At 65.3% G+C, this 17,036-nt stretch carries 13 protein-coding genes and 1 pseudogene; 4 read left to right on the top strand and 10 right to left on the bottom strand.

From position 1 onward, the window contains the following. Positions 1–31: 31 nt before the first annotated feature. The 10 genes from GDJ08_RS00070 to GDJ08_RS00025 form a co-directional block, all read right to left on the bottom strand. On the bottom strand, positions 32–2,923 hold the full coding sequence (locus GDJ08_RS00070; protein WP_153164007.1) for a type VI secretion system Vgr family protein: 2,892 nt from the start codon (positions 2,921–2,923) through the stop codon (positions 32–34). Between the two features lie 221 nt (positions 2,924–3,144). Then, entirely contained in the window at positions 3,145–3,498 is a 354-nt protein-coding gene (locus GDJ08_RS00065) for a hypothetical protein (RefSeq protein WP_136007194.1), read from the bottom strand. Positions 3,499–3,522: 24 nt separating this feature from the next. Further along, on the bottom strand, positions 3,523–6,252 hold the full coding sequence (gene tssH / locus GDJ08_RS00060) for a type VI secretion system ATPase TssH (RefSeq protein ID WP_136007196.1): 2,730 nt from the start codon (positions 6,250–6,252) through the stop codon (positions 3,523–3,525). 25 nt (positions 6,253–6,277) lie between these two features. Then, entirely contained in the window at positions 6,278–7,369 is a 1,092-nt protein-coding gene (gene tssG, locus GDJ08_RS00055) for a type VI secretion system baseplate subunit TssG (protein ID WP_017356840.1), read from the bottom strand. Beyond that, complete coding sequence (tssF, locus tag GDJ08_RS00050; protein ID WP_017356839.1) at positions 7,333–9,168, bottom strand: type VI secretion system baseplate subunit TssF; 1,836 nt, start codon at positions 9,166–9,168, stop codon at positions 7,333–7,335. The genes tssG and tssF overlap by 37 nt, the downstream gene beginning before the upstream one ends. 1 nt (position 9,169) lies before the next feature. Beyond that, positions 9,170–9,661, bottom strand: a complete 492-nt coding sequence (tssE, locus tag GDJ08_RS00045) for a type VI secretion system baseplate subunit TssE (protein WP_017356838.1) — start codon at positions 9,659–9,661, stop codon at positions 9,170–9,172. A gap of 140 nt (positions 9,662–9,801) precedes the next feature. Next, positions 9,802–10,299, bottom strand: a complete 498-nt coding sequence (locus GDJ08_RS00040; protein ID WP_017356837.1) for an Hcp family type VI secretion system effector — start codon at positions 10,297–10,299, stop codon at positions 9,802–9,804. Between the two features lie 140 nt (positions 10,300–10,439). Further along, positions 10,440–11,933, bottom strand: coding sequence for a type VI secretion system contractile sheath large subunit (gene tssC, locus GDJ08_RS00035; RefSeq protein ID WP_017356836.1), 1,494 nt, complete (start codon positions 11,931–11,933; stop codon positions 10,440–10,442). Positions 11,934–11,936: 3 nt separating this feature from the next. Then, positions 11,937–12,437: a type VI secretion system contractile sheath small subunit gene (gene tssB / locus GDJ08_RS00030; protein WP_017356835.1), complete on the bottom strand. Its 501-nt coding sequence runs from the start codon at positions 12,435–12,437 to the stop codon at positions 11,937–11,939. A 36-nt stretch (positions 12,438–12,473) separates the two neighbouring features. Beyond that, positions 12,474–13,103, bottom strand: coding sequence for a tetratricopeptide repeat protein (locus GDJ08_RS00025; RefSeq protein WP_017356834.1), 630 nt, complete (start codon positions 13,101–13,103; stop codon positions 12,474–12,476). 248 nt (positions 13,104–13,351) lie between these two features. Between GDJ08_RS00025 and tssJ the strand changes: the two genes are divergently transcribed. The 4 genes and pseudogenes from tssJ to GDJ08_RS00005 all read left to right on the top strand — a co-directional run. Further along, positions 13,352–13,966, top strand: coding sequence for a type VI secretion system lipoprotein TssJ (tssJ, locus tag GDJ08_RS00020; protein ID WP_051008643.1), 615 nt, complete (start codon positions 13,352–13,354; stop codon positions 13,964–13,966). A gap of 188 nt (positions 13,967–14,154) precedes the next feature. Beyond that, positions 14,155–15,489: a type VI secretion system baseplate subunit TssK gene (gene tssK / locus GDJ08_RS00015; RefSeq protein ID WP_153164006.1), complete on the top strand. Its 1,335-nt coding sequence runs from the start codon at positions 14,155–14,157 to the stop codon at positions 15,487–15,489. Next, on the top strand, positions 15,489–16,280 hold the full coding sequence (icmH, locus tag GDJ08_RS00010) for a type IVB secretion system protein IcmH/DotU (RefSeq protein WP_037591511.1): 792 nt from the start codon (positions 15,489–15,491) through the stop codon (positions 16,278–16,280). The genes tssK and icmH overlap by 1 nt, the downstream gene beginning before the upstream one ends. Before the next feature lie 518 nt (positions 16,281–16,798). Continuing rightward, positions 16,799–17,036 (top strand): annotated as a pseudogene (locus tag GDJ08_RS00005) (type VI secretion system Vgr family protein); the annotation flags it as partial.

Genomic DNA, 17,036 nt, shown 5'->3' with positions numbered 1-17,036 from the left:
GGAGGTGTCCGGCGGGGGCCTTCATGGCCACTCAACCTTCTTCGGGAGCGAGGTAGTAGCCTTCGTGCTGCTGCTCGTCCTCGCCAACGATCAGATGGATGGTTTCCGGCCCGGCGGTCATCACCTGCTCGGTCTCGCCCTGGGCATTGGTGGTGCCCTCCTTGATCGTGCCATCGGGCATCAACAGGGTGTACGGCGCATTGGCCATCATCTTGCCGGTGTAGTCGCGCAGTACGTACTTGAGCTTGAAGGCCTCTGCCGTGTTGACCAGCACCACGGAGCCCGGCACCGATGCCGGCCCGGTCCACTCGCGCTGGCTGGCCTTGAACTCCACCTTGCCCGGCGCACCCAGTTCGATGTTGTCGCCCTCGATGCGCAGGTACGCACCGGCGGCAGTGGCCAGCACGTGCTTGGCCGGTGCCGACACCAGCACGTCCGCTTCGGTGCTGGCGATCTTGACCGCGGTCTTGGCCGCCAGCTGCGCCACGTTCTTGTGCGCGCGGGCGCTGACCTTGCCCTGCGCGGCGTGCAGCGCGATGCCGCGCTCGGCGTTGGGACTGTCCGCCTTGGCCTCGTTGCCGGCGGTGTAGAGCACCAGCCCGCCGGACACCGCCAGGGTGAGCGAGCCCTGGCTCAGCCAGTTCAGCGCCACACCTGAGGCCAGCGTGGTCTGCGTGCCGCTGACCCACACCTGGTCGGCCGGCGTCAGGCTCATCACCCCGGCCACGCCGCTGCCCATCAGCGTCGGCGCATCCCAACCCGGCGCTTCGCCGTCACCGCCCTGGATGCTGCCGGCCGGGCCACCGCTCTGGATGCCGCCCAGCTTTTCCTGCAACTGCAGCAGCGCCTGGTGCGCCGGCAGCTCGCTCGGCTCCTGCGGCAGCATCGCCTGCTGGTTGTGGGCCGATTCGTTGAGCGTGGCCACCAGCTCGGTGCTTTCCTGCAGCTGCGCCATCGCCTGATTGGCCGCCAGCTGCGGTTCGCCGCCTTCGGTGCTGAGCAGCAGGCCCTTGCCCGCGCGCAGCGCGCCGAACGCCTGGCTGGACAGCTCGGCGCCGAAGCCGCGCTCGGCCTCGCGCACGTTGTCCTCACCGCCCTTGAGGTGGCCCAGGGTCAGCGTGGTCGCATGCTGGGTGGTGGACAGCTGCGCGCGGCCCTGCCCGGGGGTGTCGTCCAGGCGCAGCTGCTGGTAGCCGCCCGCGCCGCCCTGGCTGTCGGCCAGCGCCTGGCTCTTGAAGCCGGTGAACACCGCGCCGTGGTCGTTGCCCTCGAACCACGCGGCCGCGTTGCCGGTGGCCTGCGCGCCGCCGCTGGCCACCTGGTTGTGCGAGGCATCGTTCTGGCCGCGGCCGTTGTAGACCGCACCCACCACTACCGGGCGGTCGATGTCGCCCTCCAGGAACGCCACCAGCACTTCCTGGCCGCGCCGCGGCAGCACCACCCCGCCCCAGTTGTCGCCGGCCCACGGGGTCATCACCCGCACCCAGGTCCAGGCGCCGCCGTTGGCCGGGGCATTGTCGTCGCCGCCCGGGTGCGCCTGGCCGGTGCTGGACGCACCGCCGCGCTGCCACGGGAACTGCACCTTGATGCGATGGTCGCGGTCGGACTGCAGCGGCTCGCCGTCGCTGACCACGATGGCACTGAGTGTGCCGGTGATCGACGGGCGCGGATGCAGGCGCACGCCGTGGCCGTCCTCGGTCTGCGGGCGATAGACCACGTCAGCCGGAATCACCACGAAGCGGTTGTCGTAGAAGGTGGAGGTCACCGCCTGCGCGGGTGCGGCGGCGGCCAGCCCGGCCAGTGCGACCGGCAGCGCCAGCGGCGCCTGCGCGACCGGGCCGAGCTGCTGCTCGAGCGCATCGAGGATGTCCGCCTCGAGATTGTTGCGGGCCTGGTGCTGCACCGACAGGCACAGGAAGCTCGTGCCGGCGTCCACACCCGGATGCTGGCCCAACTGGAACTGCGCGCCCGGTACCAGCTGGCGCCAGCTGCCCTGCCCCTCGATGGTGTGCGCGCGCACGCGCAATGCATCCAGATGCTGCTGCGCGCGGCGCTGGCCGCGGGCGTTGTCCTGCCAGCCGTATGGGCCGCTGGTGTCGATGTCTTCGCCAGCCGCGCCGTGCGCGGTGTCGGCCTCGGCGCTGGCCTGGCGCAGTTCGAGCGTGCGGTAGTCCCAGCTTGCGCGCGCGACCTTGGTCGTGCACCACCGACGAGCGGTGGACCACTGCTGCACGCTGTCGGTGCGCTCGGTGACATCGCTGCGATGGAAGCGCACCGCCCCGAGATCGCGGGCGCCTTGATGGTTGTCCGCCAACACCAGCGTATGGGCGCCCAGCCGGGCGTTGCCGGGGTCGCCGGCATGCTCGAACCAGTAGTAGATGCCCTCCTCGGCGAGCAGCCGCTGGAGGAAGGCCAGGTCCGACTCCTGGTATTGGGTGGTCAGGCTGCGCCGGGCGTACTGGCTGCGGTCGGCCAGCGCCCAGCGCCAGGCCGGCACCAGGCCGGAATAGTCGGCGAAGATGTCCTCGACGATCTCCACCACGCTGCGGTCATGGAACACGTAGCTGTCCACACGCTGGGCCAGGAACGCCAGCCACGGCTGCAGACGCAGGCGATAGCGGGCCAGGCCGCCATTGCTGCCCAGCCGTTCCACCGCGGTGACATGGCCGTGGAAATCGCGCGGCGCGCCGGTGGCCTGCATCTGCAGCAGCACCGGCTGCCCCAGCAGATCGTCGGGCGACATCCGGGCGTCCACTGACAGTGCGGTGACGTCCAGCACGAAACCGGTGCCGTCGATCTGCTCGACGCCACTCAGCGCTTCGGCGACCAGTACATCGCTCCCCAACGATGTCTGCAGTTGCAGCAGGCGCTGCGTCTGCGCCGGTGCCGCGAGCGCGGCGATTATCTTGGTTACCGAATCCATGGTGCTCCCCGCATTCATTTGTCCAGCGACATCTATCGTCTGGTTTGATTTTGATCGACAGCATAGAACACGACTCTCCACGCGATCTTCACCCGTCAATCCTTGCAGGCGTTCTCACGTGGATCGCTATTAAATTGTGATTTAAATCACAATTTACACCGCACTTCCGATACCGGACGCCGCCGCAGTCTGCCTGCGGCGGGCGCCCTATCGTCTATCGGTCACGCCGACTGGGTAATGCGCTCAAGCTGCAGCTTGGTGCCCTCATTCAGCTGCAGGCGGTAGTCGCGTCCACCCGCGCTGACGGCAACTTCCCGTGCATTGCTGACCAGCTGGTTGGCCTTGCCCTGGGCCGGCGCCTGCATGTAGATCCGCCAGCTGCCACGGCTGATCTGCGCCGCCAGGTTGCGCGCATCCTGACGGGCATCCGCGGCGGCACCGTGCAGCAGCTCGACGATATGTTCCGGGCGCAGCCGGTTCCAGGCGCGGACACTGTCGGTGTCGCGGGCCAGGCCCAGGTTCAGGCTGTCGCAGTTGGCAACGGCTTTGGCGCGGTCGAATCCGTAGAAATCCATGTTCGTGTCTCCTATCAAGTCAACTCAGGACAACTTGTATTTGAAGGCGCCGTTCTTCCCTGCGGTCACCTTGATGGCGTTGATCCGGTTTCCTTCGGCCATCGCTGCCAGGACGCTTTCCGCGATCTCTGGCAACAGCGTACCGTTGAGGATGTGATCAACGTTGCGCGCACCGGAATCCACTTCGGTGCAACGCGACAGCACGGCCTCGACCAGGCTGTCGTCCCACAAGAACGTGGCCTTGTGGTTGCCCGCCACACGGTCGCGGATGCGACCGAGCTTGAGCGCGATGATCTGGGCCAGCACGTCGTCGTTGATCGGGAAGTACGGCACGACTTTCATGCGGCCCAGGAAGGCGGGCTTGAAGCTCTTCATCAGCACCGGGCGAAGGGCGTCGCCCAGCGCATCGGCGGTCGGCATCTCCTCGGCGGGCTTGTTCAGGCACGCCTGCATGATCTGCGAGGAACCGATGTTGGACGTGAGGATGATCAGCGTGTTGCGGAAATCGATCTCGCGTCCTTCGGCGTCATCCATCTGGCCTTTGTCGAACACCTGGAAGAACATCTCCAGCACGTCCGGATGGGCCTTCTCCACTTCGTCCAGCAGCACGACGCTGTATGGATTGCGACGCACCGCTTCGGTCAGCACGCCGCCCTCGCCATAACCCACGTAGCCGGGCGGCGAGCCCTTCAGGCCGGAGACGCTGTGCGCCTCCTGGTACTCGCTCATGTTGATGGTGATCAGCTTGCGCTCGCCGCCATACAGGATGTCGGCCAGCGCCAGCGCGGTTTCAGTCTTGCCCACACCGGAAGGCCCGACGAACATGAACACGCCGCGCGGCTTGTTCGGGTCTTCCAGCTTGGCGGTCGCGGTGCGCACGCGCTGGGCGATCGCCTCCAGCGCATGGTCCTGGCCGATCACGCGCTCGACCAGCAGCCCGCCAAGGTTGCGCACGGTGCGGATCTCGTCCTTCACCATGCGGCCGAGCGGCACGCCGGTCCAGGCCGACACAATCTCGGCCACCACGCCACCATCGACCTGCAGGGGCACCATCGGGGTCTCGCCCTGCAGTGCACGCAGTTCGCCGAGCAGGCGGTCCAGTTCGGTCTGCTGCGGCGACGCGCTCGCGGCCGCCTTCCTGCCCCGCGCCGGCTTGTCGGCCGCGCCAGGCACATCGGTCGCCGCCTCCGGGCCGGTCGCCTCCATCTGCGCGCGCAGCGCACGGATCTGATCGGCCAGGGCGCGCTCGCTGGTCAGGCGCGCTTCGTTGGTGGCCAGCACGGCCTGCGCGTCGGCCTGCAGCTGACGCAGCTCGCCCAGACGCTCGGCATGGTGGCTGGCGCCGCCGGCGGTTTCCCGCTCCAGCGCCGACAGCTCGGCCGCCAGGCGGTCCAGGTGCTTGCGGGTGTCTTCAATGATCGCCGGCGTCGCGCTCTGGCCCAGCGCCACCTTGGCGCAGGCGGTGTCGAGCACGCTGACGGCCTTGTCCGGCAACTGGCGACCACTGATATAGCGATGTGACAGCCGCACAGCTTCAGTGACCGCTTCGTCCATCACCCGGATGTTGAAGTGCGCCTCCATCAGCCCGACCATGCCGCGCAGCATCGCCGCCGCCAGCGCCTCGGTGGGCTCCTCGACCTTGACCACCTGGAAACGACGGGCCAGCGCCGCATCCTTTTCGAAGTACTTCTTGTACTCGCTCCAGGTGGTAGCCGCGATGGTACGCAGTTCGCCGCGTGCCAATGCCGGCTTGAGCAGGTTGGCCGCATCGTTCTGGCCAGCGGTGCCGCCGGCACCGATCATGGTGTGCGCTTCATCGATGAACAGAATGATCGGATGCGGACTCTTCTTGACTTCGTCGATCACGTTCTTCAGGCGGTTCTCGAACTCGCCCTTGACGCTGGCGCCGGCCTGCAGCAGGCCCATGTCCAGGGTGTGCAGCTCCACGCCCAGCAGCACGTCGGGGACGTCCTTCCCGGCGATCCGCCGGGCCAGGCCTTCGACGACGGCGGTCTTGCCCACGCCTGCCTCGCCGGTGAGGATCGGATTGTTCTGGCGGCGACGCATCAGGATGTCGATCACCTGGCGGATCTCGGCGTCACGGCCGATCACCGGGTCGATGCGGTCTTCGCGCGCGCGCTCGGTGAGGTTGGTGGTGAACTGGTCCAGCGCCGGGGTCTTGGACAGGCCGCCCTTCTGTCCATCCACCGCCGCTGCGGTCTCGCCGCCAAGATCGCCCTCACCCGCCCCTGCATCGGCGTTGCGCACGGTCTGGCCGGCTTCCTGCGAGCCCTCGGTGAGCTTGGCGAAGTCATGTTTCAGCGCATCCACCTTGAAGCGCACGAACAGCTTGGAGCCGCGATAGGCCAGCTGCGACAGCTCCGGCTCGGTCATCAGCGCCAGCAGCAGGTGGCCACTCCGGATGCGGCTGGTTTCCGAGTCCAGCGAGGCGATCAGCCAGGCATGCTCGAACAGCTTGGGAATGTGCTGTGAAAACACCGGCGTGCGGCTGTTGCCGGTCTTGAACTGGCTGATCTCGTCGGACAGGTCGCGCTCCAGCGCTTCGGGGGCGATCCCGCAGCGGCGCGCGATCAACACGAAATCGCTCTGCGGCTGCTCCAGCAACGCCAGGAACAGGTGTTCCAGATCAACCTCGTAGTTGCCACGCGACATGCACAGATTGGCAGCTCGCTCGGCGGCCAGACGGCAGGTGTCGTCCAGCTTGCTGATCAGGGTCTTGAGATTGATGCTCATGCGGGGAAACGCGCTCCTTGCTGGTTCATTGCAGTGTATGGATGCCGTACGTGGTGTCCGAACGCGGGCCCTCGGCCGACCGCGAGCACATGTAGCTGTCCCAGCCCAGGCGGGCGCCATTGCCGGCGCCCAGTCCCGAACCACGAACGTCCTGCTGGCGCAGCACCAGCCGCACCTCATATTCCAGCGTGCCACCGGTGAGCAGCGACAACCACTTCGCCAAGGCCTGCTCGGCGCTGCCGCCAGGCAGGAAGTCGTCGAACTGCTCGCGCCGCAGCGGGCCGATGCTCAGCCGCATGCGCAGATCGCGCTGCCATACACGGTCGCCTGCCAGCGCGCTGGAGCCCAGCGATGCATTGGCCTGGCCCAGCCGCGTGGCCTGCCCCGCCGGGACGCGGTACCAGGCACCCACGAACTGCTCCAGCACCAGCGGCACCTGGAAGTAGTCCGCGAGCACGCGCTGCATCAACGCCGCCGACACCGGGCGCTGGCGGATGGCGCCGGCATAGTAGGCAAAGGCCTGGTCGAACACATCGCCGTGGCCGTCCACCAGCCGGTCGCGCAGTTCGTTCATGCCCATGCCGAACAGCGACATGATCAGCGGCAGGAAGCGCTCGCGACGGTCGATCTCGTACTGCAGGGCAAGGCGATGCTTCTTCCAGGCCGCGTAGTGCAGCGACACCGCGCGGGTCGAGAAGATGTCCAGGAACGCCCGGGCGGTACGGTCGCGCTCGTACAGTTCGCGCAACTGCAGGGTCTCGGTGTAGTGCAGCGGCAGCGCACCCGCCGTGCCCAGCAGGCCCATGAAGTGCGGGGTGAGATGCACCTCGGCGAGCGTCTCACCGATCAGCGCTTCGTCGATCGCGGCCGCATCCTCGAGCCGGTCGCCCTGCAACGAGTACGCCACGCCTTCGGCGCTCAGCTCGGTGGCCGGGAAGCCCAGGGACAGGGAGTTGCGGAACCGCACCCGCATGGGCACAGCCTGACCGGACTTCACGCCCTGGCGCTGGAACACCTGCTCCAACAACCGCACCGCCTGGAAGAACTGGAAGCGATGCGGCTCGGCGAGCAGCTGCTGCGCTACGCCAGGATCGATTCGCCGCTTCGCGCCGGACATCGGACGATCTCCTCCCCCGACTCGCTGGAGACCAGCACCAGCCGGGTGAAACTGTTGGCATGCACATACAGTGCAAAGAAGTGATCCATCACCTGGGCGAACGCGGCAATACCGGCCCCCACGAAATGGTTCTCGTTGACGGTGAGTCGGATCTCCAGGCCCCGCACCACCGAGGCAAACTGTTTGCCGGACATCCAGCTGGTCACCGGATGCTGCTCGAGCGCCACCAGCCCGTCGATCTGGCGCGCCGATACGCTGCTGCCGGACAGGTCATACAGGCGCAGCATTTCCTTCAACGCGGTCAGGCCGCTGCCGGTCAGCGACAACTGGTTCAGCGACAGGTGCGAAATCAGTCGCCACTGCGCGTTCTTGCCCTGACGGAAGCGCATCGGGCGGGTCGGCTTGCGCAGCAGGCCGATCGCACGCGCGGGCGTGCCACCCTCCAGACTGAGGTCGCCGCCGGCCACGCCGTGGGCCAGCTGGCTGGGCAGATCGCGGTTGCTGCAGGTCAGCTCCAGGCTCACCGTGTCAGTCTGCGGCACGGTCGGATTGAACGCCAGGTCGACGAAGCTGATCTCCGTCTCGAAGCCGGGGCTCTGGCGTGCGATGTCCTCGTCACGGCGCGCTACCCAGTACTGGCCGGTCCGGTCGGGATCCTCGCCGTGATGCAGCGAATAGAACGGCCGGAACGCCTGGATCACCTCGCCCTGCGGGGTCTGGCGGATGCGGTGCACCGAGTCGATCGAATGCACTTCATAGGCGAACGCGCGTCGTGCATCCGGCAACACAGCGTAATTGACGGTGCGATGGGTCACCCGGATCGGCTCACCGGCCTGCGTGAACAGATTGACGATCGGCGTGCAGCCCAGGCGCACATTGCTCGCGCTCAGCTCTTCGAGCACCAGTTGGTTGCCGCGCTCGGGCGCGCTGGCGTGCAGGATCAGGTGCAGGGTGAAGCTGCGGCTGGCGCCGGCCGTGACCGGCTTGAGGTCCAGATCGACGAACCCGAACTTCTCCGGGTAGGCGAACAGTTCGGTGAGCAGGCGATAGGCCGGATGCGAACGCGCCGGAAAATCGACCAGTGCCTCGTTGTCGGCAAAGCCGACCTGGCGCAGCGGCACGCTCTCCAGCCGGCGCCAGCGACCGCCGCCATCGGCCTCGACATAGGCGACCTTCACGCCGAGCGCCAGCGCATCGCGCAGCGCAGCGCGCAACGACGGCTCGCCATCCAGGAACAGGCGCAGGGCGTCGGTGCCCAGCGTGTCGAAACTGGCCTGGTCGGACACCAGCCGGACGTTCAACGAGATCTGCGCACCGCTGCCGGCCGGCAGGCTGGTGGCCATCGGTGCCTCGGCGACACCGCGATAGACGGCAGACTGCACCACGACCGGTGCCAGCACCACGTCGTAGGCGGTGCGGAAGCGGCACGACACACCGCGGACCGGGCGGCTCTGCAGCGCCGTGCCGCGCGGCACGGTGATCGGCGCGCTGAGTTTGGCGGACACGCCGTCCATGTCGAAATGCGCGATCGAGCACGACGGGAATGGCCGCAGATAGTGCGGGTACAGCACATCCAGCAGCGCGTCGGTGAACTCGGGATAGTCGTCCTCGATGCGCTTGGAGACGCGCGCACTGAGCAGCGCGAATGCCTCGATGAGGCGCTCGACGTGCGGGTCCTGGCTGCCGTCGGCATTGAGCTGAAGGCGGCCGGCAATCTTGGGGTAGCGGTCGGCGAACTCGCGGCCATAGCGCCGCAGGTAGGCCAGTTCGCGTTCGTAGTAAGGCAGCAGATCCTGCATGTCAGACCGTCGCCTGCTGGCGGCGCATGCGGCTGACCTGGTACTGCAGGGTCGAGGGCTGCAGCATTGCATCGAAACTCACCGGCTCCCGCGCCGGCTCGAGATCGAGCAGCGCATGGATGGTGAAATGCAGCCCACCCCCGAACTGGGAGCCCACTTCCAGGCTTACCCCCACGTTCTTGAGGCGGCGTTCGTGGCGCGCCACGGCCTGCTCCAGCGAACGGCAGATGGCGGCACGGTCATAGGCGTTGGCCAGGCTCATCGCCGAGAAATCGGCCAGCCCGTAGGTCAACAGGGATTGCTTGCAGTTGGGAAACGCCGCCATGTCGTCTTCCTGGAAAGCCGCCCGGGAATTGAGCAGGCCCTCCAGATCGCGCGCGATCGACTCCTTGTACTGCTCCAGCGATACGGACTTGAACACATGCCCTCCCCCGTTGGATTTGGGGGCATCGTCGAACAATTTCTCGAGCAAGCTGGGTTCGAGTCCCTTCATTCGTCATTCCGGTCTGTCTGCGTCCCTGCATCGTGCAGAGGGGCAACACGCGTTGCGGCCGATCCTGGCCGCGCCCGATGTACTGCCAGTGGCGTTTCAGACTGCGATGGCGCGCTAGGCGCCATCGCAGCGACACAACATCAAACGGCGTAGTTCGGAATGTTCTTGGTTGCACTCCACTGCGCCACGGCCTTGCCACCAACGCCGCCTTCCGGCTTCTGCTGCTGGTAGGTCCACTTGATCGCACCAAAGCTCAGCTGGATCACTTCCTGCGGCATACCATCGGAATCGACCGTGGTGGTGACGCGGTGAACCAGCACGTTCAGCAGCTCGACCAGGTAGTAATTGATCGCGTTGCCGTCCTTGTCGGCGCGCATGAACTCGATGCGGGCCTTCGGGAAGGTGGTGCCGTTGGCAGCCGCCTGGTTCAGAGCAGTGGAGGCGAGGTCGATCGACTTGGTGACTTCGATCGGCGACAGGTTCACACGCGCGGCAGTGGTGCCACCCGAGGTCGACGCAGTGGCCGAGCGCGGCTGCAGGAGATCCTGCGAGAAGGACTGGATCTCAATCCAATCCTTGTGCTTGTCGTCGTGGGACTCGCCCTTGATGGTGTCGATGGAAAGAAAAGCGTGCTGCATATCTGGTCTCCTAAGTTCCGGTCTTCCGTGAGATTGGGTGCCGGGATCGCTCCCGGCGGTTCAGGGGGTTTAGCCCTCTTAGAAAAACGTCACTGCAAATCGGGACATCCGTCCCTTGACGCTACAGCAACATCAAAGCGTTACGACTTCTTTGCAGTCGCCGGCAGTTCGGCAACCAGTCGCAACGAAACAGACAGCTCATCGAGCTGGAAATGTGGCCTGATGAACGCCACAGCGCGGTAGACACCGGGCTTGCCCGGCACTTCCGAAACGTTCACAGCGGCTTCGCGCAGCGGGTACTGGGCCTTGGCTTCCTGGGAGGCGTTGTCGTCCAGCAGCACGTACTGGGAGATCCAACGGTTCAGGAATTCCTCGACGTTGCCCGCCGATGCGAAGCTGCCAATCTTCTCGCGCATCATCGCCTTGAGGTAATGGGCGATACGCGAGACGGCGAAGATGTACTGCAGCTGGGCAGACAGGATCGCATTGGCATTGGCCGAATCGGTGTTGTACTTCTTCGGCTTCTGTGCCGACTGGGCGCCGAAGAACGCGGCGTAGTCGGTGTTCTTGCAGTGCACCAGCGGCATGAAACCGAGGTCACTGAGTTCTTTTTCACGACGGTCGGTGATCGCCACTTCGGTCGGGCACTTCAACGCGACTTCGCCGTCATCGGTACGGAAGGTGTGCGTCGGCAGGTCTTCGACCAGGCCACCGCCTTCCACGCCGCGGATCGCCGCGCACCAGCCGAAGTCCTCGAACGCGTGGGTCAGGCGCGCGGCCATCGCGTAGGCAGTGTTGCACCACAGGAACTTGCTGTGGTCGCTGGCATCGACGTCTTCAACGAAGTTGAACCCTTCCACCGTGGTCCCGTCTTTCGGGTTGTACGGCAGGCGGCCCAGGAAGCGCGGCATGGTCAGGCCCACATAGCGGCTGTCCTCGCTCTCGCGGAACGACTTCCACTTGGCGTATTCGACGGTGTCGAACACCTTGGCCAGATCGCGCGGCTTGCCCAGGTCGGTGAAGGTCTCCAGGCCGAACATGCTTTCGGACGCTGCCGAAATGAAGGGCGCGTGTGCGGCGGCCGCCACGTGCGACATCTGCTCGATGAAGTACATGTCTTCCGGCTGGCGGCCGACGAAGTAGTCACCCACCAGAGCACCGAAGGGCGCGCCACCGAAGGTGCCGAACTCTTCTTCATAGACCTTCTTGAACAGCGCGCTCTGGTCGAAATCGATCGCCGACTTGAAGTCCTTGACCAGATCCTTCTTCGGCGCGTTGAAGACCTTGATCTTCATGTTCGGGCCGGTGGACGTCTGCTGGCACAGGTAGTGCAGGCCGCGCCAGGTGCTTTCCAGCTGCTGGAACTGCGGCGCATGCATCACCGCGCTGAGCTGCTCGGAGATGATCCGGTCAATCTCGGCGATGCGCGCATCGAGGGTCAGGTTGAGGTTGTCCGACACCACCACGGTGCCTTCCAGCACCTCCTTGGCAAGCTCGGAAATGATGTCCTTGGCACGCTGGTGTTCGGTTTCGGACTTGGCGACCTTGCTCTTCTCGACGATCTGGTCGAGCAGGCCGATCTCCTCGACCGCAGCGGACGCCTGTTCGGCAACACCGGTAGCTTCTGCTGCCATGACTTACTCCTCCTTCCCTGTGCCAAGCTTCTTGAGCTGCTCGGTGTTGTTCAGGACATCGGTCAACAGATCCTCGAGCTTTTCGTTGCCGGCCAGCTTGTTGCGCAGGTCGGCGAGCTTGGTGCGCGATTCGAGCAGCTTGCGCAGCGGCTCGATCTGGTCGACCACGGACTCGGGACGGAAATCGTCGATGGAATTGAACTTCAGCTCCACGCCGAACTCGCCGCCACTGTCGCTGATCTTGTTCGGAACGCGGTACACCGCACGCGGTGCCACGCCTTCCATCACTTCATCGAAGTTGTCCAGGTCCACATTGACGAACTTGCGGTCCTTGACCTTCGGCAACGGCTGCTCCGGATTGCCGCTCAGGTCGCCGAGCACGCCGACCACGAACGGCAGCTCCTTCTGCTCGATCGCGTCGCCCTTCTCGACGTCATAGGTGAGCTGCACCCGCGGGGGGCGGATCTTCTGCAACCGCTTTTGAATGCTGTCCTTCTTGGCCATCGGTGTCTCCTGACTGGGGGCCGTACGAAATGCGGATCAGTTGCCGCCGACGTTCTGGAACGGGTCCGCACCGGCACCGGACGACGCCGGACGCGCGGGTTGCGCTGCCGGTGCCGCGGGCGTGGTCGTACGACGGGCAGCCGGTGCGGTACGACGACCGGCACGGGTGGCCTTCGGCTTTGCCGGCGGTTCCAGGATGGCTTCACCCATCGTGGTGCGCAGCGTGGTGGCCAGCGTCTGCGCTTCCTTGCGGGCCGTGTCCGAGGCCAGTGCGCCGCGTCCCTGCAGGCGCTTCAGCGACTGGTTGGCGATGCGGAAACCGGCAACGGTCAGCACGCCATCGGCAACAAGGTCGTCCGGATCGCGCTGCAGCACTTCTTCGGCGGCCACGATGGCACGCGCGTAATTACCCTGATCGAACTGCAGCTGCGCGATGCGCACCCACGGTTCCTTGCGGGTCGGATCGGCACGAGAGGCAGCTTCAAAACTCGTGATCGCCGCTTCGGCACCCGCCGTGGTCACCTGCGCTTCGGCGGTCGTCATCGACGTGTCGAAGGGCGGCACCACCGCCTTCTTCGGCGTCGATGCGCATGCCGCCAGACCCGACAGCAGAACCAATGCCAGCATCGGCCGATAGACGGCCTTCCCCTTTTCCTTCACTTTCATGCCAATCCCTCGTAGAAACTCCTAAAGGTAAGACCGGTCCCCGCCGATACTACACACGGGATTCCGTCCCCTACCGCCGCAAGTGTACAACTGCAAATACGCAAGGGTATAGTGAAGCGCATAGATTGCTTCAATGCAACGCCGCAGATTTTCACACCGTCTTCCGCGTTCTGCTGTATGCGCAACGGACTTCCGCGCATGAATCACTCTCCCTGTCCTTTTTCGCCCGAGAATGCATGAAGCCTCTCATGAGCCGAAATTTTTGCTTAGGCCGTCACACTCTCTTATGTGTTGTCACGGCGATGTCATTGTCCTTGTCAGGGTGCGCCAGTGGCGGTCTTGGCAAGGCTATGGACAAGACGTTACAAGCCGTTGGCATCAAGGAAGCGGCGCCGGATGCCCCGCCGACCATTCCACTGCGGCTCTATGCCGGCACCAATCTCAATGCCGGCAATGACAAGCGCCCCACCGCCGCGGTGGTGAAGGTCTACCACCTGCGCAGCGCCCAGCGCTTCGAACAGGCCCCGTTCAACGCCTTCCTCGACCAGAACGGCGAGCAGGCCGCCCTTGGCGCGGACCTGCTGTCGGTCAATGAGATCGTGTTGACCCCCGGCGCGCGCCAGGAACTGAAGGAGCAGTTGAGCGAAGGCGCTGCCGTACTGGGCGTGGTTGCCCTGTTCCGCGCGCCGGCCGACAACCGCTGGCGGCTGACGTTCGACGGAAAACAGAAGGCGCTGCCAGCCGACGGTATTACCGTGGGAATCCATGCGTGCGCACTGACGACTGACAGCCCGGCGTTGGTCACGCGGCTTTCCGGTGATCCGAGCAGTCTGGCATCCGTGCGCTGCGTCTCTCCTCGCTGAGGGGGTGACTTCATTCTGACGTCAGAATTCCAGCATACGATAGTATCCAAGCCTCGCGTCGCATCAAAAATGTGAGGCGCAGCTCACTTTCACATTCCTGTATTGGGAATGTGTGTGGAAACCTAGCGTTCATCGGGTGCGGTTTGCCTGAAATTTCCAAGGATTGAAATGTGGCGTATGTAAGCAGGATGTCGAAGGTTCTTTGGGGTGAGGGTCTGTTTCTGCGGCCCCAGCATTTCCAGCGTCAGGACGCCTATCACGAGGCACGGCTGCAGGATCTTTCGCTGACCCTGCATCCGTACGCATGGGGCTGCCGCCGCGTGCGTTTTGATCCGCAGGCGCTCAACGGCGGCACGCTGCGCCCGCTGGACATCTCGGCGGTGTTCCCCGATGGCGAGAGCTACGACGCGCCCGTCCACGATGCGCTGCCCGATGCGCTGTCGCTGAAGGACCTGCCGCCCGGCGTGCAGTCCACCGTGATCCACCTCGGGCTTCCCCTGCTGCGCGACGATGGCGATAACTGTGCCGACGCCGACGCCGCGCAGTTGGCGCGCTACCGCCAGGTCAACCGGGCCGCCAACGACCTGTTCACCGATGCGGTGGAGGCCGAACTCGGCTTCCTCGGCAAGGCGGTCAAGCTGCTCACCGACGAGCACCCGCGCGATTCCTACGCCACTGTGGCGCTGGCGCGCATCCGTCGCACCTCCACCGGCGGCTTCGAACTGGATGAGGACTTCATCCCGCCGTGCGCGCACCTGGAAGCCTCGCCCACCCTGCACCGCGAGCTGCGCGGCATCCTGGACTCGTTGCAGGCCAAGGTCGACGCACTGTACGGACTGCACCGCGAGCCCTCCAAGAACATCATCGAATTCCGTTCGGGCGACATCGCCTCGTTCTGGCTGCTGCACACGATCAACTCCTCGTTCAGTGCGCTGGCGCATCTGTACCACCATCCGCAGCTGCATCCCGAGCGCCTGCACCAGGAGCTGCTGCGCATGGCCGGCGCGATGCTGACGTTTTCCAATGCCTACGCGCTCAACGATCTGCCGCGCTATCAGCACACGCAGCCGGAGGCGGGGTTCCGCCAGCTGTTCGACATCATCCGCAACCTGCTGGACACGGTGATCTCGGCGCGCTACTTCAAGATCGCGCTCAACGAGATCAAGCCGTCCTACCACCTTGGACGTCTGGACTCGCAGCGCATCGACGACAACGCCGCGTTCTACCTGGCGGTATCGGCCGACATCCCCGCCCAGGAACTGGTGCAGATGGTGCCGGTCCGATTCAAGGTGGGCGCGCCCGACGACGTGGAGAAGTGCGTGCTTTCGGCACTGCCCGGCGTAAAGCTGGCGCATGCCAACCAGGTGCCCGCCGCGATCCCGGTGCGCCCCGGCAGCCACTACTTCGAACTGGATTCGCGCGGCGCGCTGTATGAGCGGATGCTCAAGGCACAGTCGCTGATGATCTACGTGCCGGCCGGCGTTGCCGATCTCAAAATGGAACTTGTCGCGGTGACCTCATGATGAATTCGCCCCTGCCCCCTACCCCGGGCCCGATGCCTTCGCTCAGCTCGCATGGCGGCATGGCCGCGCCGTCGCCGCAGGCGGCCAATCCGCAGAGCCTGCAGGACCTGATGGCCGACGGCTTCTACCTGCTGTTGCTGCTCAAGCGTGGGCAGCTGCCGTCGGATGCCGAAGCGTTCGTGCAGACCGTGCAGAAGTTCCTCGACGGTGTGGAGCGCAATGCCAATCGCATGGGCATCGCCTCCGAGGATGTCTACGCCGCCAAATACGCGTTCTGCGCGGCGGTGGATGAAGCGATTCTGTCCCAGCCCTCCGCGCTGCATGAGATCTGGGAGCGCAATCCGCTGCAGCTGCGCCTGTTCGGCGAGCATCTGGCCGGCGAGCACTTCTTCGACCGTCTGGAGGAACTGCGCCGCCAGGGGGCACCGCGCCTGCCGTCGCTGGAGGTGTACCACTTCTGCCTGCTGATGGGCTTCGAAGGCAAGTACCGCCTGGAAGGTACCGAGAAGCTCGGCTACCTCACCGCGCGGCTGGGCGATGAGATCGTCTACCTCAAGGGAAAGCGCCACGGGTTCGCACCGCATGCGCTGCCGCCGGACCACATCCGTCACAGCCTGCGTCGCGTTGTTCCGCTGTGGCTGCCCGCCGCACTGGTGGCAGGCTTTGGCGTGATCGGCTTTTTCGGTCTGCGCTTCTATCTGGGTCACGAAACCCAGCAGCGCATGGCGGCCTACAACGACGTTGTCCAGATGCCGCAGCGCACCGCGCACATCACGATCACCCTGCCCTGAGACGGGTGATCGACCCTTCCGCATGACGCCGCACCACCGGCGTCATGCGGATGTCGCGCCGGATCGCGCGCATGCCCACCACTGCTTCAGGCGCGTGTCGACCTGAGCACAGTGCACTCGAATTCCACCCTGCCACGTTACACGTTGTGGAAACGGCGCTGCTGCTCCCCAATCGGTGTGCGGCGTACCTTCGATGCGATGTCCCTACCCGGTCCCTTGGCAGGTCGCGCCAGCAACTTGCCTCCGACACCGACTCAATATCGTGCGATTCATCACAGTTTCCTGTCTATAATTTGACGCAGCGGCCCCGTGTCGCGCTGAATGCGACAAAATCGATCCACTTCCCGTCTGCGTTGCAGGCACACGTCAGGGGGCGTGCGAAGCCGGTCGGTGAAAGAGCCCGTCAATGGGATTTGTTACTGTTGCCGGGTACATGGACGTGAAACAGGCTCTGCGGGCGTCACGCGGCCGCAGCCTGGCACACGCATCATCACACTCCCTGACAAGAGCCTGTCGATATGGATGTCTCTCGCTCCTCGTTGTTGGCCACCCTTGGCGCTCCCTCCCAGCAGGCGCGCCTGATCCAGCTGCTCGGCCCGGCCTCCGGCCTGGTGGTGGAGCGCTTCGATGGCCAGGAGGCGGTCTGCGGCAGCACCCGGTTCGAGATCGACTGCCTGTCCACCGATGCGTTCCTGGACATGGCGCCGTGGCTGGAGCAGCCGCTGACCCTGCAGGTGCGCCGCGCCGATGGCGGCA

The organism is Stenotrophomonas nematodicola, from assembly GCF_009467805.1.
Lineage (GTDB): Bacteria > Pseudomonadota > Gammaproteobacteria > Xanthomonadales > Xanthomonadaceae > Stenotrophomonas > Stenotrophomonas nematodicola.
Note: the sequence above shows the minus strand (reverse complement) of the source record. Positions and strands in the feature narration are given on the sequence as shown.

What these genes read in the sequence shown, in the direction of transcription:
- tssF (WP_017356839.1), bottom strand. Translation starts at nt 9,168, where the DNA reads ATGCAGGATCTGCTGCCTTACTACGAACGCGAACTGGCCTACCTGCGG.
- tssC (WP_017356836.1), bottom strand. Translation starts at nt 11,933, where the DNA reads ATGGCAGCAGAAGCTACCGGTGTTGCCGAACAGGCGTCCGCTGCGGTC.
- icmH (WP_037591511.1), top strand. Translation starts at nt 15,489, where the DNA reads ATGAATTCGCCCCTGCCCCCTACCCCGGGCCCGATGCCTTCGCTCAGC.
- tssB (WP_017356835.1), bottom strand. Translation starts at nt 12,437, where the DNA reads ATGGCCAAGAAGGACAGCATTCAAAAGCGGTTGCAGAAGATCCGCCCC.
- tssG (WP_017356840.1), bottom strand. Translation starts at nt 7,369, where the DNA reads ATGTCCGGCGCGAAGCGGCGAATCGATCCTGGCGTAGCGCAGCAGCTG.
- tssJ (WP_051008643.1), top strand. Translation starts at nt 13,352, where the DNA reads ATGAGCCGAAATTTTTGCTTAGGCCGTCACACTCTCTTATGTGTTGTC.
- GDJ08_RS00040 (WP_017356837.1), bottom strand. Translation starts at nt 10,299, where the DNA reads ATGCAGCACGCTTTTCTTTCCATCGACACCATCAAGGGCGAGTCCCAC.
- GDJ08_RS00025 (WP_017356834.1), bottom strand. Translation starts at nt 13,103, where the DNA reads ATGAAAGTGAAGGAAAAGGGGAAGGCCGTCTATCGGCCGATGCTGGCA.
- tssH (WP_136007196.1), bottom strand. Translation starts at nt 6,252, where the DNA reads ATGAGCATCAATCTCAAGACCCTGATCAGCAAGCTGGACGACACCTGC.
- tssK (WP_153164006.1), top strand. Translation starts at nt 14,155, where the DNA reads ATGTCGAAGGTTCTTTGGGGTGAGGGTCTGTTTCTGCGGCCCCAGCAT.
- tssE (WP_017356838.1), bottom strand. Translation starts at nt 9,661, where the DNA reads ATGAAGGGACTCGAACCCAGCTTGCTCGAGAAATTGTTCGACGATGCC.
- GDJ08_RS00070 (WP_153164007.1), bottom strand. Translation starts at nt 2,923, where the DNA reads ATGGATTCGGTAACCAAGATAATCGCCGCGCTCGCGGCACCGGCGCAG.
- GDJ08_RS00065 (WP_136007194.1), bottom strand. Translation starts at nt 3,498, where the DNA reads ATGGATTTCTACGGATTCGACCGCGCCAAAGCCGTTGCCAACTGCGAC.